Genomic DNA, 16301 nt, shown 5'->3' with positions numbered 1-16301 from the left:
TTTTAAATAGTTGTTAAAGGAGTGTTATAAATGAAAGCATTAGAAATAAAAAAGGACATCTACTGGGTAGGTGCATTAGACCCTAAACTTAGAATATTTGATATAATCATGTATACTCCCTTTGGTACTTCTTATAACTCTTATGTAGCTTGCGGTAGTGAAAAAACTGCAATATTCGAAACCGTAAAAGTGAAATTCTTTGATGAATATCTAGAAAGATTAAACTCTTTAGACATTAACATAGAAAAGATTGACTATATAGTAGTAAATCATACAGAACCAGACCATGCAGGTTCAATTGGAAAACTTTTAGATATAGCTAAAAATGCTAAAATAGTTGGATCTCAGGCTGCCATTAATTTTCTTAAAGAAATTATAAATAGAGATTTTGAATATATAATTGTAGGTGATGGAGATAAAATAAGTCTTGGAAACAAAACTTTATCATTTATTGATGCACCTTTTCTTCACTGGCCAGATTCAATATATACTTATATTGAGGAGGATAAATTACTTATTACTTGTGATTCATTTGGAAGTCATTACTCAAGTGAGGCGATTTATAATGATTTAAACGAAAATCAGGAAAATTATGAGGAAGCCTTAAAATATTATTTTGACGCTATCATGTCACCCTTTAAACCTTATGTATTAAAAGCCATTGATAAAATTAAGGACTTTCAAATAGATATGATATGCCCAGGTCATGGACCGGTTTTGAGAGAAGACCCTTGGAAAGTAGTGAATCTATACAAAGAATGGAGCCTTCCACAAACAGATTCATCAAACCCTGAAATCACCTTATGTTACGTTTCAGCTTATGGTTACACCGAAGCTGTAGCTAAAAAAATAGAAGAAGGCATAAAAGCAACTTCTAATTTTAAAGTTAATATGTATGATGTTATTTTACATAACATAGATGGTATTTTAGCTAGTATAGATAAATCGGAAGGAATAATTTTTGGTTCCCCTACTATAAATGGAGACGCTCTAAAACCAATATGGGATATATTAATAAACTTAAACCCAATAGTTCACGGTGGAAAAGTAGCTTCTGCATTTGGTTCTTATGGTTGGAGTGGTGAAGGCGTTCCAAATATAGAAGATAGATTAAAACAAATAAATCTTGATTTATATCCTTCAATGAACTTTAACTTTAATCCTAGTGAAAAAGATTTAAACTTTGCCTATAATTTTGGTGAAAGTTTTGCACAAAAGATATCAGAGAAGATCAAAAAAAGAAATTCTCCTAATAAACCATCAACCGAGAAGAGATGGAAATGTGTAGTTTGTGGAGAAGAATTTGATGGAGCAAGACCACCTGAAATATGTCCTGCTTGTGGTGCAAGCTCAGATCAATTTATCGAAGTATCAGAAGAAGTAATAACATTTAGTTCTGATAAAAAAGATAAATTTGTAATTATCGGTAATGGCGCCGCTGGATACTATGCTGCTGATGCCATAAGAAAAAGAAATAAACAATGTGAAATAGAAATAATATCTAATGAATCACAATTAACCTATTACAGACCTTCTATATCTGATGGTTTAAGTGAAGATCTTAAAGATGATGATTTTTATTTGTCTAAAAATGAATGGTATACCCAAAATAATATAACTCTTACTTTAGGCGTAAATGTTCAAAGCCTAAATACTGATGAAAATCAGGTATTACTTGAAGGTGGTAAATCTATTGGTTATGATAAATTAATTATAGCAAATGGAAGTCAAAACCGTATGATTCCTACAGAGGGGTTAGATAAACAAGGAGTATTTACTTTAAGAAACCTTAAGGATTTAGAAAACATTAAGGATAATATGAAAACCGCTAAAAGCGTTGTAATTGTAGGTGGCGGACTTTTAGGACTTGAAGCAGCATATGAGATAAAAAAAGCTGGTCTTAAAGTTAGCGTAGTTGAATTTAGTGATTCGCTACTTGTAAAACAATTAGACAATGAAGGTAGTCTTATACTTAAAGCTGCAGCCCAGGCACAAGATATTGAAGTTCTCGTTGGAGACTGCGTAACAGCTATAATCGGTGAAAAAAATGTATCCTGCGTTAAATTACGAAGTGGAAAAACAATAGATGCAAGCCTTGTCATATTCTCAACAGGCATTGCTCCGAATAAATCCATAGCTGATAAAACTAGTATAAATACTAACAGAGGAATACTAGTCAATGATTATATGGAAACTAATGTAAATAACGTTTTTGCTTGTGGTGACATTGCAGAATTTGAAGGCACAGTATATGGTAACTGGCCAGTTGCTGTAGATATGGGTAAAATAGCAGGTACAAATGCAGTAGGAGATAAAAAAGCCTACGTACACGCACTAGGAGTCATATCCTTTAACGCTATGGGCGTTGAACTATTATCTGTAGGTCAAATATCTAAAGATAAATTTAAAGCCATCAGTGCACAAGATGATGAAAATAAAATTTACAAGAAATTATTCTTCAATAAAGATATTTTAGTTGGTGGAATAATAATAGGAGACAACAAATCATCAGCTTCCCTCATAACAGCTATTGAGGAATCAAAAACACTTGAAGAAGTATTAAAAGGAACATTAATTTAAGTAAAATTGCAAGCAAAAGCACATAAGATTTAAATATCTTATGTGCTTTTATTATCTACTATATTTTCATCCTGTGTTTCTAAAAAGCTACTCTGCGCCGCAATTGTCGAAATACTAGCCCCAATATCTACTATAAAATTACCAACTGAATTCTGTTGATTAACATTAAGTTTAGCAGCAATTGCAGCTCCTATTATTGCTGCCAGTGAAGTAAGTTCGTAAGGCGAATAATCTTCTATCTTTTTCATATAGACCCCTTTTAAAGATTATTATACTACATTATATACAATTCATTTATAACGTGTATATAAATGAATATTATATGTTCATATTGTCTTCCATTCTTTCAACATATTTTTTAAGTTCATCAATCTGTTTTTGTAAGTCATTACTAATGTCCTTCCCACATTGTTCCACTTGCAATCCTTGTATAGTTGCAGACTGCGCCGCAATTGTTAAAATATGCTGTCCCACTTGTGACAAAAAATTACCAATTACATTTTGTTGATTAAGATTATTTTTTTTAGCAACAATAATTCCCAGTGTTGTTGCCAGAGCAACTAATTCGTAAGGGGAATAATCTTCGATTTTTTTCACAATAAACCTCTTTTAAAAATTGCTATATTGTATTATATTCATTTTCTAAGTAAAATCTACTAGGGGTCTCACAGCGTCAACAAAAGTAAACACGAAATAGAAATAATTTAGAGTGTTTTATTATTTAATAATATATTTTTTTTACTATTATATTCTTCTTCATTTATTTCTCCACGAGCAAATCTTTCATTTAAGATATCTAATGAATTATCTCTAGTTCCTATGTCTTTAATATTTTTATTTTGCAATAGTTTATATATTGCAAATACAACAATTGCAATTATAATTATAGGAATAATCATTCCAAATACTCCTCCCATCATATTGTTTCCATATCCATATCCATATCCCATCATATTAAATCATCCTTCCCTTAATTTTTATTTTATTTATCCATTAATTTGTTATATTAGTTTCCCATCATGCTCTCATGAACATTTGTCATATCTCCATTATTTATGGATTTCATGCTATCTGCCATAGATTCGTACCCATTCTCTCCCATTGTGTCTATTATCTTTTGATAATCCTTATCACTTATGCTTCATCACTAAAGCTATTATTTTTCATTTAGTATCACTCCTCTAATGTTTTTTTGTGTCTGTTTTACTCTATGCGTTTATTGTACTACTTAATTGTGGAGTAATTATGAAGCTAATACTTTTTTCCACTGGCATACTCTCACCAGTAAATATTCATTCATAGAACTACAAATAATATTTTAATATCATCATAAATATCATCTACAACACCGTTTCGAGCGCTAAATCAACCTTATAAACAATGATTTAGATATTCTTAAATAAAAATAATCATATTGTACACCAACAAAAAAGCACTTAAAAATAGCCATTCTCTTTAAGAGAATGGCTTTTATCCAATTTATCTAATTTTTATTTCTAGTTCCTTGCTTAGCAGATTGAATTCCTGCATTCCCATTAACCTTATATCCGTTTTTGGCATTTTTACTTTCTATACTATTATCAATAACACTCTGTTCCTTTTGTTTTATACTCATATTTTGGCTAAAACTATCTTCACCATTAGGTATAATATTTTGATTGTTTTCAGCTATAGTTTTATTTTGACTCACAAAAATCACTCTCCTTAATTTAGTATTCTATATTATGATGCCTTTAACTTAATATACTTATACTAAATGCTACCCTTAATTTTTCTTTAATAATTTCATAATAACCACCCAAAGCATAAACCCTCTCCAGGTTGCATAACAATTGAGAATTGTTATGTCCCCCAGAGAACGACCCAGAGGTCCAGGCTAGCGAACGTGAGCCAGGACGGCGAATGTGAGCGCTAGAGAATTATGTGTAAGCAAAACACTAGAATTTCTTAATGAAATTTCACGTTTCAAGCTCATATTGCAAGGCCCGTGGAGAGTTGATCTTTCTCTCTACTTCATTGCCTGATCTATTCCCTCTGCCAATCCCTTTGCTATTTTATCCTGATAAGCCCCACTTATTAACAGTTTGTCCTCAGTAGGATTAGATTGAAAACCCATTTCTACTAATATAACAGGAACTTTAGACCAATTAAATCCTGTTATATCACTGCGCTCATTGACTCCTCTATTTTTCATACAAGCGGTGTTAATTAAACTACTTAATACTTTTTGACCGTATTTTTTGCTTGCACTATATATAGCACTAGTATTTTTAGTGTTTGACGGTACAAGCATTGATGCTCCATTAACAGAAGAATTATTATTTCCATCCGCATGAATTCTTATAACTAAATCTGCATTAGCATTATTGCCAACTTCAGCTCTTGCTATATTCCCAAGCATCTGGCTAATTTGCGTTTTAGTCATTTTTACAATATACCCTTTTTCTTGCAATAAATCTCTTAACTTAAGTGCTACCGCCATGTTAACCACATACTCTGGAGTTTTTGTATTTATACCTTGAGTTCCACCTGGTTCTTTAACTTTCATTATATTTGATCCTGGGGCTTGCTGCTCTTTTACTGAGCTAGTAACACTAGCATGTCCTGGGTCAATTACAATAACTTTTTGAGAACTTGAAGCTTTTTTCTCTTCCAATGCTTTTTTCTCTGCAAATGCTTTTGCTACCAAAACTCCTTTTGCATCCGCCTCTTTTTTTGCTTTTGCTACGGCTTCTGCTTTTGCTTTGGCTTGTACTTTTGCGTCCGCCTCCTTTTTAGCTAAAGCATCCGCTTCATCTCTAGCTTTCGCCCGTGCATCTTCCTTTGCTTTAGCCATCCCCTCTTCTTTTACCTTTGCATCCGCTTCTTGTTTAATCTTTATAGCTTGTACAGATTTTTCATGTTTTTTTATAGCATAGTTTGTACTATATAAAGCCCCACCAATAACAAATATACACATGAGCACTAATAAACCTTTTTTCTTTTTCGACATCTTAAACCTCCTAATTATTTTCTTATTATTATAGCAACTGTTATTGCTCATTTTTATTTATTTTTGCGAGTAAACGTAAATATAATTATATCAGATTTTGTATGAAAATTTAAAAGTATATTTTAACATTATAAAACATTATATCCATAATATATTTTTAATTATGTTTTTTTATTAAATTCCAAGGATTTCATAGTATTACAAAGAGACAAAAAACCTAAAATAGTAATAATGAATTTTTTAAAAAAGGAGGAATTTAAATGATAGATAATAACAATAGCAATTACTACGACAAGGACCGTAATAAAATAGAAAAAGCTAATAGAAAAGAGGAACTAAAAAGTATAGAAAAAGGAATACTTGATCAGAGTGACACGTTAACTAGCACTGTTATATTGTGGAATAAAATAGACCAATAAATTAATCTAAGATTTAAATTATGTAATACAAAAAAAATAAAAGCTAGTAAAATAAAATTTTACTAGCTTTTATATACTTATTCAAAGGGGTAAGAATTGGGTTACAATATTAATTTTTTCTCTCTCTTGGGGGATAAAGATAATTAATATTGAATTTATTAATAAAAATGTATTAATAGTTTCTATATATTTATTATATATCCGTTTTTATTATTTGTCAATAACAATTATTAATTAATATTTTCTATGTTGCAAAAATCAAATTCCTCTTCTCCATGCAAAATGAACTTATTGATAATATGTGCTACACCATCTTGCTCATTAGTTTTAGTTATAAAGTTTGCAACTTTTTTAACCTCTAGAAATGCATTTCCCATGGCAACTCCTAGACCTGCATATTCTATCATATGAATATCATTACCTGCATCGCCTATGCATATAACTTCTTCTTGTTTAATATTCAACTTTTCTGCAAGCGACGCTACTCCTGCACCTTTATTAACCGCTTTATTAAGAAACTCTAAGTAGAATGGTGCACTTCTAACTACCGTATATTTACTACTTATTTCTTCAGGAATAAGTTCAATTATTCTCTCTATAATTTCTGGCTTATCTACAAACATAACCTTAACTATAGTAGTGTCTGCATCTACATCATCCACAGCAATTATTTCATTAGGAATATTATTCCAATTTGCTTCTTGCCTTGTATACTCACTATCTTTAGGAGAAATTACTGAAGTATTTGTTAATGCATGTATATTCACATCTAGCTCTTTGCTTAGCTTGTACAAACTTTTATAATCTTCAAGAGTTAATGGAATTTCAGATATTATTTTGCTACCTTCAGCACTTTGAACAAGTGCTCCGTTAAAAGCTACTGCATAATCATCTTCTGTTACTAAGTTAAGTTCGTCTAAATACTTTTTAAATCCAACTAAAGGTCTTCCTGATGCTAATACAACTTTTACTCCATTTTCTCGCGCTTGTTGTATCGCCTTATAATTTGCTAGCGAAATTTTCTTTTCATCATTTAACAATGTTCCGTCCATATCTATTGCTATTAATTTATACATAAATTACCTCCGTGTAACCACATTTCGTACTAAAGCACCTCTACAATAATGAAGAGACTTCTACCTTAATAAATAACCTTCTTTACTAAGTATAGCATAGTATTTTATACGTAATGGTTTTCACATTCTGTAAAATTTGCATTAATTTTTATATGCCAATTTTTATTTCTCCCTACATTTAAAAATACATTCATTTTTATTAAAATATGTATTGTAATCAGTTGTAAATATTATTACTTAATATTTATAACTAAAATTTTGTAGAAAGGAATTTTTCACTATACTAATGTAATATATTGTATTATAATATATTTATTATTTAAATTCAACAATATTTGTTTTAAGAACGGGAGGATATAATATAATGCTAAAAAAAGAAAAACCATTAATTATTACACTATCTATTATTATTTTATCAGGAATATTATTCTATATTATTTTCTCCTTAAATAAATTGGCTATGCCCAATACATCATCAAATATTAGTTCACAAAAAGGTGTATTAGAACTTTCAAATTGGGATTTTAATAAAAATGGATATACTTCACTTGGAGGCGAATGGGAATTTTACTGGAAACAGTCATTAACTCCAAAAGATCTACTTTTGAGCAATAAACCTGCCTCTTATGTAGATATGCCCATGGCTTGGAATAAATACGATAAAAATTATAGTTCAAATGGTTATGCTACATATAGTTTAACAATAAAATTAAATCCAAAATATAAAGACGCTCTTTTAGGCTTAAGTGTTCCTTCCATGTTATCCTCATATAAATTATGGGTAAATGGCAAGCTCTTTTCATCTAATGGTATTGTTGGGACGAGTAGTTCCGCGCAGACCCCTAAATCCGCACCCCTAACCAATTATTTTTTTAATAATAATGATAAAATTAATTTAGTGCTTCAAGTTTCAAATTATGACTTTAGAAATGGCGGTACAAGCGGTGAAATTTATCTAGGTACGCAATCTCAAATGACGAACAAACGAGAGGCCTCAATTGCACTTGAATTTTTCTATTTTGCAGTATTATTTATAATGGGCTTATACCATCTATTTTTATATATGTTTAGAACAGAGGATGAATCCAAACTTTATTTCGGCGCTCTTTGCATAACTATATCTTTGAGGGCATTAATTATTGGTAACAAGTACCTTCTATCTTTGTATAATAATCTTAGTTATAGCCTAGAACTTAAACTAGAATACTTATCCTTTTATGCCGCAGTTTTTTTTATGTTAGGTTATGTATTTGTAGTTTTCAAAAAAAGCTCGTCAAAAACTATTAACGCGATTTGCAAATATTTTTGTTTATTTTTTATAGTTGTTACAATTTTCATTTCTCCACTGCTTGCATCTAAGATACTTATAATATTTCAAATATCTACTTTGCTTATGGTTTTATATGTTATTTTGGTTATATTAAGGTCCTATCATAACAAAAATAATGGATTATTAATAGTTATACTCGCTAGCTTATCTGCTATTATAATAAGTGCAATGTCAATATTACATTATATAGGTATGCCTCATATTCATGACTTTTCTTTATTAGTTTTTTTTATTTTCATACTTTTAAATTCTTTCATATTGGCAATGAATCAATCTAAAGCATATGAAAGAATAGAAAATTTATCAAAAGTGAAAGATCAATTTTTAATAGCTCAGAAACTTAGAGAAGCTACCTTTCTCTTAAATTCTACCTTGAATTTAGATAAGGTGTTAGATAAATTGTTAAAAGGCTTAAAAGAGCTAGTTCCTTATGATAGCGCATCATTTTTCATGGAGGAAAATAACCAATTTACTATTACTTCAGCATATGGTTTCAAAAACTTAGATGAAATCTACAAAATTAGTATTGATAAGCATGAAGATAAGTTATTTAAAGAAATCTATGAAACTAACGCTATATTAGTAGTTACAAATGTTAAAGAAGATCCTCGTTTTACTCATTATGTGGGTCTATCTAATATTGAAAGTTGGATGGGAATACCAATAATATTTAAAAATAAAATCATTGGTATTCTAACACTAGATTCAACTAAAAAGGACATTTATACTAAATATCACTGTGACATAGCATTATCAATCGCCTATCATGCTGGAATGGCAATAAAAAATGCTAAGTTACATGCTAAAACTAAGCAACTTTCACGCATTGACCCTCTAACTAATTTATATAACAGGCGAAGTTTTTTTGAACTTGCAAATATAAATTTTACTAAAGCTAAAATAGCTTCAGAACCTATTTCATCTATTATGATCGACATTGACGACTTTAAAAGAATCAATGATCGCCTAGGTCATCATACCGGTGACTTAGTCTTAAAACGTCTTTCTAAAGTTTGCTTGGATAATTTAAGTAATAATCATATTTTAGGTCGTTTTGGTGGCGAAGAATTTATTGTATTATTACCTGGCACTCCCTTTAAAGAGGCCGAAATGATCGGTGAACTCCTCCGAAGTGCCATAGAAAATAATCCTTTAATTATTAGAAAATCAGATTCAATACCCATTACTTCAAGCCTTGGTGTTGCCTGCCTTACTCCTACTGTTCAAGATTTGGATTATTTGTTTATATCAGCGGATAAAGCTATGTATCGAGCAAAATCTCAAGGAAAAAACAAAGTTATATCAATAGATTTAGATGCTAAACTCGCAGAAAAAACATTAAATTTAACCGAAGTTATTTGTCACAAATAACTTCGGCTATGAATAGTTTTATTTAAAATAAAAAAACCTTAATTATTTAATAATTAAGGTTTTTATAAATTTCATCACTTTTCTTCAGTGCTATTGTTGTTAAGAGCGACCTCTTACCTTTTCTAAAATTCTCCCCACTACTTCCTCCATAGAAATATGAGAAGTATCAATAGCCAAATCATAATTACTATCCTCATCTATGCTTACATTATAAATATCCCTAAATCTAGAAACCTCGAGTCTTCTTCTTTGAGTTATATGATCCTTAGCATCAGACTTTGACGAATAATTTTCTGATTTTCCTCTCTCACTTTTTAGAGCCCTATCTACTGCAACATCAATTTCAACTTTTAAATATATTTTAAAGGAGTCCGGTATAAAATGCCACGCAAGCCTAGCATCAAAAATAAAGTTTTCCTTTTCTAATCCGATTTTTATAGTTCTATCATCAATTTCTTTATCTAAATTATTCTCAAACACATAAGTATTATATTCTGTAATAGACATACCCTTTTCTACTGCTAATTTTCTTTGCAATTCCCCCACACTATAATAAGTATAATTTAAAGTCTCGCATACAGTCTTACCCACGCAGCTTTTACCAGAATATAAGTCTCCTGCTATAGTTATTTTCAATTCTATCAGCTCCCTCATTTAAAAAACTTTCGTATAAGTAGTGCATTAAGTTACATTGAAATTATACCTTAAAATTTTGATTTTAAACAGTACTCTTCTCAATCACAACTAGAGCCTACTTTTCATATTATATAATAACTATCTCTTAATTATAATAATATAAGGAGGTTTCAAATGTATGAACAATATCCAATGTATGATTCTGAATTATTAAAAAAATCCTTAGAAGCGATTAAAGCAGCCGTTCAAGGTGAAAGAGAAGACGAATTATTCTATGATTACTTAATAAGTGTTGCGCCTACTATTGATGAAAAAAGAATAATAACATCAATAAGAGATGATGAACGTCACCATAATAGAATGTTTAGACAAATATATAATAACATAACAGGAATTGATGTATTAATGAGCCCAGGTGAAGAATTTGTGAAACCCGCTTCCTATCTTGACGGCATTAAAAAGGCATTATTCGGTGAGCTTGCAGCTGTTGAAAGATATAGAGAAATAAGAAAAGGGCTTCCATCCACAATGTATAGAGATATACTTTTCAATATCATAACTGATGAAATAAAGCATAGTTCAAAATACAATTACTTATTCACATTAAATATGACAAAAATGAAATAATCCACTATTTGGTCAGTATTTTTTAAGTTGACTACGTAGTTTAAGAAAGCATTAGATACGCGCATAAGATAATGTATTTTTTACTTTCTATAAATAGAATAAGATCATTTGTTTTCATTAAAAACACCCTAATAATTTATAAGATATACCCTGTGATAAGGTATTCAAATCGATTATTAGGGTATTTTGTCAACGATAATTTTACTATAAAAAAGCCTTTAGGTGTAGCTATGAAGGTCCATAATAAAATATATTCTAATTTTGATGGTGAATTTATTCTAGTTCCTAAACATTCTTTAGGGAAGGGTTTAAGTTGCAAAATTAAAAAACAAATAATTCAAAAAAACTAATACCTCTATTTTCTCACATCACTATAGCTAATTAAATTAATATTATTTTTTTTGATTAGCTCACTAATCTGTATTGATGTTAAAAATTCCAGCTCAATTGCTCTTTGGATATTATATGATGAATTATTATAAACTTCTATATCAACAAATCCAGGATGTGTCATTATTTCAACATACTCATGTTTTATTATGTCACTGAAATACTCAGCAACATAATCTAATGTAGGCTTTGCATTATAGTTTCTATAATTAACAAATTCAACATGATGATATAAATCTATATCATAGTTTCTAAGTGCAATTTCTTTTTCTATTGCAAGCTCTACTGATAATTTTCTCATCTGTGGAACCTTATCACTGCTAAACAAATGTGAATCTATGTGGGAAGGTTTTTTTCCAACTAATTCTATATATCTATTGTATTGAGTCCATATCTCATTTCTTAACTCTTCCAAATCATATTTATAATCATCAGGTAAATTATCAGGCTTCATGAAATTTCCTTTTTCATCAACTAACGTTTTTCCACTTGTCAAAGGCTTTCCTAATGATATATTAAGATGTAATCCTACATCCATAGCTTTTAGACCTTTCATCAATTCTACTGCATGTAATGTCCCACTCATATTTACCATTAAAGTTGCTGATGTTAATACCCCCCTTTTGTGTGCTTCAATAATTCCATAATTTATTCCTTTGCTATAGCCAAAATCATCCGCATTAAATATTAAATTTGTCATAATAACCTCCCAATGTATGTCCTTAATTCGCAAAAAAATAGTGATGGTTATACACCACTATTTTTGCTATCATTTATTTTAGTTCTGGCCAATATCCCTTGTTTGCTAATATAAGTCTGTCTAATATCCTTCTTGCCTTTTTGGCATCTATAATAGTTCTATTTAAAGTAAGCGCCTGTAGTGCCTTTGTATAACTACCTTGCTGAAAAGCTTCTACAGTTAATTTTTCAAATGCATATTGATTCTCAAGTAATCCCTTATAAAATGTATCAATTTTTCCTACATGGAACGGTATGGGCCCTCTATTCCCCAATATACATGCTACCTCTGCAATTGCATCGTCTGGTAAATTTGGAATTATTCCGTTATTTTCAACCATCACAATGTATGTTTTATTTTTATTATTATATATTGTGTCAGCAATTTCGACAATCATTTGACCATGAGCATCATTACAAACAACATCGCTTCCTATGGTTGTACCATCTTTTACAGCTTGTGTACATTCTGCAAAAACTTTCTTTTCCCTGCCATTTATAACTTCGTTTGCACGGGTGTACTTAAGATCTAACTTACTTGCTTTATATTCTGGATATAGGTAGTACTGTACATAAGTGCTTGGGACATATTCCGGAAAATCTCTAACCATGTCCTCAACAAGTGCATAAGTATCTAGCCATGATTTATCTCTTTGCTCTGCATCCTTTGGTGCAAATCCATTCTCTAAAATCAATTCTTTAAGTCTAGGTAGTAAATCAACTCCATTTTCATCGTATATATGGGTAAACCATCCGAAATGATTTAGTCCAAAATATGAAGGTGTAATTTTTTCAGGATCAACCTCAAGGATTTTAGCTATTGAATAAATCATATTAATTGGCTGATCACAAATATTTAAAATTCTCTTATCATCTTTGAAAGCTTTTGTAAGTCCATAAGCAACTATAGCTGCTGGATTTGTATAGTTTAATATCCAAGCATCTTTGCTATATTTCCTTACATCATTAACTATTTCTATCATATCCTTTAAAGATCTAATACCGTAAGCAAACCCACCTGCACCACAGGTTTCCTGTCCTACGGCGCCTTCTTCTAGTGGTATTTTTTCATCTAATTTTCTCATTTTATATCCGCCTGTTCTTATTTGGCAGAAAATATAGTCCACATTTTCATATGCGATCTTTTTATCTGTAGTATAAATAAATTTAATATCTGGACAAAGCTCTTTAAATAACAACTTACCAAATTCACCTATGGGCTTTTGTCTTTCTTCAACTATATCATATAAAACTAATTCCTTTAAGTTTAAAGATTTCTTATAAGTTGTAATTGCTTTTAATATGCCTGGAGTCCATGTAGAACCGCCACCTACTATTGTAATCTTAGTACCTTTATTTATCATAAACATAACTCCTCCTATTGGTTTTTTATTTTATTACTCCTTAATGTTTTTAAGTATGATTTAACCTCACTTGCAATTTGATCAACCTTTAGTCCATACACTATTTGTATGTCTTCTTTTGTGGGTCTAACAAAACCTGATGCTCCTGTGTTTTTTAATATTTTTTCACTTATAAGCTCACTATTATCTACAACAACCCTTAGCCTTGTCATACAGTTTTCTAAACTTAAAATATTTTCACTTCCACCTAAAGCTTCTACTATAGTATGGGCTAAATCACTAGATTTTGTATTACTGTCTAATTCCTCTTCCGCTAAATCATCATCTTCTCTCCCTGGTGTCATAATATTGTACTTCCTTATAATATACACAAATGCATAATAATAAATTGCTGCAAAAACTAAACCAACTAAAACGATTAAGTACCATTTAGTCTCAAAGCCTCTTAAAACTCCAAACACTATAAAGTCTATTAATCCACCTTGTACTCCTCCAACTGAAACTCCTAATATAGCCATTATCATATAACCCAGTCCATACATAATTATATGAATTCCAAATAGTACTGGCGATATAAACATAAACATAAATTCTAATGGTTCTGTAATACCCGTTAAAATTGAAGCTGATAAACCAGCAATAATTAATGCCTTAATTTTTTTCTTGTTTTCCTTTTTAGCACATCTAATCATTGCAATACCTGCTGCAGGTAACCCAAACATAACTGAGAGCATATGTCCTTGCCCTATATATTTGCTTCCAATTGAAAATATTTCAGTTGGTATATTTGATTTAGAAGCTATTGCTGCATTGAATATATTTAATGATCCAACTACTGTTTGTCCATCGATATTAGCTGATCCTCCAATTTCAGTAAATCTAACCACTTGATTTAGTATATGGTGTAATCCTGTTGGTATTAGTAATCTGTTTAATGATCCATATATAAACGGCCCGAATGGTCCGGCTGTTTGAATTCCACTTCCGAGTAAAGAAATAGTAGCATCAACAAACGGCCATATAAAATACAAAATCAAACCAACTATTGGAACCACCACTAAAGTTATTAAAGGTACAAACCTTTTACCCCCAAAGAAATTTATCGAGCTTGGTAGCTTTATTTTATAAAATTTATTGTGTAAAAATGTAACAGTAAGACCAACAATAATACCTCCAAAAACATTCATTCTATATGTGAAATATCCAAGCACCGTTTCATATTTTGCGTTAATTAAACTTGCTTCTAGATTTGATAGACCATCATTATTCATTAAATAATCTATTGAAGTTGTCTCTACATTTAAACTATTTAACCCCAGTATGTAATTTAGTGTTAAATGTAGCGCTAAAAATCCTATTAATGCAGCAAAAGCCGCAGTAGATTTTTCTTCTTTAGCCATACCTAACGCAATAGAAATTGCAAAGAACACTGGAAGATTTCCAAAAACCAAGCCTGCTAGCTTTCTAATGAATCCAATAAAATTCTGTACTCCTTGTATATTAGCAAAAGTTTCTCCTACAATTTCACTATTCTGTAACGCGGCTGCAAGCCCTAAAAAAATACCTGCTGCTGCTATTGTTGATATTGGTAATAATAAAGATTTACCGAATTTTTGCATAAAACTTTTCATTTACACTCCTCCATTTTATAAATTTAAAAGGTTACCTTCTTTAAAATTAGTATATCAGCGATATAGACTGTTATCAACGTTTACAAGAGACCTTATACTATTTTCACAAATTATTTTTTTTTCACATTTTGTGACTTTTTTCTCAAGTGTTTTAAGTATGTTTATTAATGATTTACAAAATATTTTTATTAATGTATAATTGTCTTTAAATTGGTCTAAAAAACTTTTCTGAAAATGTATCAAGAGTTAGCAATGCTTTAAGAGTTTCCGAGAGTGTACTTAAATTATTTGTGAGGTGATCATTTTGCTTTTTTATGAACGTATTTCAAATAATAATATTTCAGTTAACAATACAGAGAAAAAAATAATTGAATATATATTAGATAATTCAAACTCTTTTTCTAATATTATAATCAATGATATGGCTAGTTATTTGTACATATCCCCAAATACAATAATAAGACTTTGTAAAAAATTAGGGTATTCAGGCTTTTCCGAGCTAAAATACGAGTTAGTAAATAACTCAAAAGGAGTTACACAGGCTTCCCTAGATAACTCCGTTATTACTATTCATAATTCTATACTAGAAACTCTAGCCATTAATAAACTAGATACGCTTAAAGAATGTGCAGATTTAATGCATAAATCTAAAAAAATAATTATTTTCTCGCTTGGTTTATCGCAATATCCATCTCTTGCTTTTGCTAAAAAGCTACAGTATCTAAATAAACTCTGCTTAGTCCCAGAAGATAGAGATGCAAACATCTTATATGCCAAAAACTTAAAGGATGGAGATCTAGCCTTAGTTGTAAGTAGTTCTGGAAATACTGATATTATAAGAACAGTATTTACCATAATTAAAACAAAAAAGGTTCCAATGATAACTCTAACTGGATTTTCACAAAATATCTTATCTCAATTTAGCGATATAAAATTATATGCTTATTTAAAGCAATATAATATTGATAATAATGACTTAACCTCAAGATTAGGTTTTAATATAGTATTAGATTTATTAATTGAACAATATTATAATATCTTAGAAATAAAATAATCTAACTTTATAGCGACAAAAAATAACATGGGTAATCTTATTTTAAGAAAACTTAGATGTTTCAACTTTGAAGATTTTTGTGATATAGAAAAA

General features: G+C 30.0%; 15 protein-coding genes. 5 read left to right on the top strand and 10 right to left on the bottom strand.

Annotated features, from left to right (window positions below):
- The first annotated feature begins 30 nt into the window (after positions 1 to 30).
- Positions 31 to 2580: an FAD-dependent oxidoreductase gene (locus tag ACREVX_RS04680; protein WP_431543006.1), complete on the top strand. Its 2550-nt coding sequence runs from the start codon at positions 31 to 33 to the stop codon at positions 2578 to 2580.
- Positions 2581 to 2618: 38 nt separating this feature from the next.
- Here the strand turns inward: ACREVX_RS04680 and ACREVX_RS04675 are convergent, their stop codons facing one another.
- The 5 genes from ACREVX_RS04675 to ACREVX_RS04655 all read right to left on the bottom strand — a co-directional run bounded on the left by ACREVX_RS04675 (position 2619) and on the right by ACREVX_RS04655 (position 5572).
- Entirely contained in the window at positions 2619 to 2828 is a 210-nt protein-coding gene (locus tag ACREVX_RS04675; RefSeq protein WP_431543005.1) for a hypothetical protein, read from the bottom strand.
- Between the two features lie 70 nt (positions 2829 to 2898).
- Positions 2899 to 3177, bottom strand: a complete 279-nt coding sequence (locus ACREVX_RS04670) for a hypothetical protein (protein WP_431543004.1) — start codon at positions 3175 to 3177, stop codon at positions 2899 to 2901.
- Between the two features lie 107 nt (positions 3178 to 3284).
- Positions 3285 to 3533, bottom strand: a complete 249-nt coding sequence (locus tag ACREVX_RS04665) for an SHOCT domain-containing protein (protein WP_431543003.1) — start codon at positions 3531 to 3533, stop codon at positions 3285 to 3287.
- A 530-nt stretch (positions 3534 to 4063) separates the two neighbouring features.
- Positions 4064 to 4270 carry a hypothetical protein gene (locus tag ACREVX_RS04660; protein ID WP_431543002.1) on the bottom strand — a complete coding sequence of 69 codons (207 nt, stop codon included), beginning with the start codon at positions 4268 to 4270 and terminating at the stop codon, positions 4064 to 4066.
- Positions 4271 to 4588: 318 nt separating this feature from the next.
- On the bottom strand, positions 4589 to 5572 hold the full coding sequence (locus ACREVX_RS04655; RefSeq protein WP_431543001.1) for an N-acetylmuramoyl-L-alanine amidase family protein: 984 nt from the start codon (positions 5570 to 5572) through the stop codon (positions 4589 to 4591).
- Between the two features lie 260 nt (positions 5573 to 5832).
- On the opposite strand from ACREVX_RS04655, the gene ACREVX_RS04650 reads away from it, so the two are divergent.
- The gene (locus ACREVX_RS04650) at positions 5833 to 5991 is read left to right on the top strand and encodes a hypothetical protein (protein ID WP_431543000.1); all 159 of its coding nucleotides are present in this window, start codon (positions 5833 to 5835) and stop codon (positions 5989 to 5991) included.
- 230 nt (positions 5992 to 6221) lie between these two features.
- On the opposite strand, the gene yidA is transcribed toward ACREVX_RS04650, so the two are convergent.
- Entirely contained in the window at positions 6222 to 7067 is an 846-nt protein-coding gene (gene yidA, locus ACREVX_RS04645) for a sugar-phosphatase (protein ID WP_431542999.1), read from the bottom strand.
- Between the two features lie 364 nt (positions 7068 to 7431).
- Here yidA and ACREVX_RS04640 point away from each other — a divergent pair, with 364 nt between their 5' ends.
- Positions 7432 to 9768 carry a diguanylate cyclase gene (locus tag ACREVX_RS04640; protein ID WP_431542998.1) on the top strand — a complete coding sequence of 779 codons (2337 nt, stop codon included), beginning with the start codon at positions 7432 to 7434 and terminating at the stop codon, positions 9766 to 9768.
- Between the two features lie 99 nt (positions 9769 to 9867).
- Here the strand turns inward: ACREVX_RS04640 and ACREVX_RS04635 are convergent, their stop codons facing one another.
- Positions 9868 to 10404 (bottom strand): cytidylate kinase family protein, encoded by a 537-nt coding sequence (locus ACREVX_RS04635; RefSeq protein WP_431542997.1) that lies wholly within the window; start codon positions 10402 to 10404, stop codon positions 9868 to 9870.
- Between the two features lie 174 nt (positions 10405 to 10578).
- On the opposite strand from ACREVX_RS04635, the gene ACREVX_RS04630 reads away from it, so the two are divergent.
- The gene (locus ACREVX_RS04630; protein ID WP_431542996.1) at positions 10579 to 11031 is read left to right on the top strand and encodes a ferritin-like domain-containing protein; all 453 of its coding nucleotides are present in this window, start codon (positions 10579 to 10581) and stop codon (positions 11029 to 11031) included.
- Between the two features lie 355 nt (positions 11032 to 11386).
- On the opposite strand, the gene ACREVX_RS04625 is transcribed toward ACREVX_RS04630, so the two are convergent.
- The 3 genes from ACREVX_RS04625 to ACREVX_RS04615 all read right to left on the bottom strand — a co-directional run bounded on the left by ACREVX_RS04625 (position 11387) and on the right by ACREVX_RS04615 (position 15154).
- Positions 11387 to 12121 carry a ChbG/HpnK family deacetylase gene (locus ACREVX_RS04625; protein WP_431542995.1) on the bottom strand — a complete coding sequence of 245 codons (735 nt, stop codon included), beginning with the start codon at positions 12119 to 12121 and terminating at the stop codon, positions 11387 to 11389.
- 73 nt (positions 12122 to 12194) lie between these two features.
- On the bottom strand, positions 12195 to 13523 hold the full coding sequence (locus tag ACREVX_RS04620; RefSeq protein WP_431542994.1) for a family 4 glycosyl hydrolase: 1329 nt from the start codon (positions 13521 to 13523) through the stop codon (positions 12195 to 12197).
- Between the two features lie 14 nt (positions 13524 to 13537).
- Positions 13538 to 15154, bottom strand: coding sequence for a PTS transporter subunit EIIC (locus ACREVX_RS04615; protein WP_431542993.1), 1617 nt, complete (start codon positions 15152 to 15154; stop codon positions 13538 to 13540).
- A 304-nt stretch (positions 15155 to 15458) separates the two neighbouring features.
- On the opposite strand from ACREVX_RS04615, the gene ACREVX_RS04610 reads away from it, so the two are divergent.
- Entirely contained in the window at positions 15459 to 16208 is a 750-nt protein-coding gene (locus tag ACREVX_RS04610) for a MurR/RpiR family transcriptional regulator (RefSeq protein WP_431542992.1), read from the top strand.
- Positions 16209 to 16301 lie beyond the last annotated feature (93 nt).

This window comes from Clostridium sp. (assembly GCF_050717545.1).
GTDB lineage: Bacteria > Bacillota > Clostridia > Clostridiales > Clostridiaceae > Clostridium_AD.
Note: the sequence above shows the minus strand (reverse complement) of the source record. Positions and strands in the feature narration are given on the sequence as shown.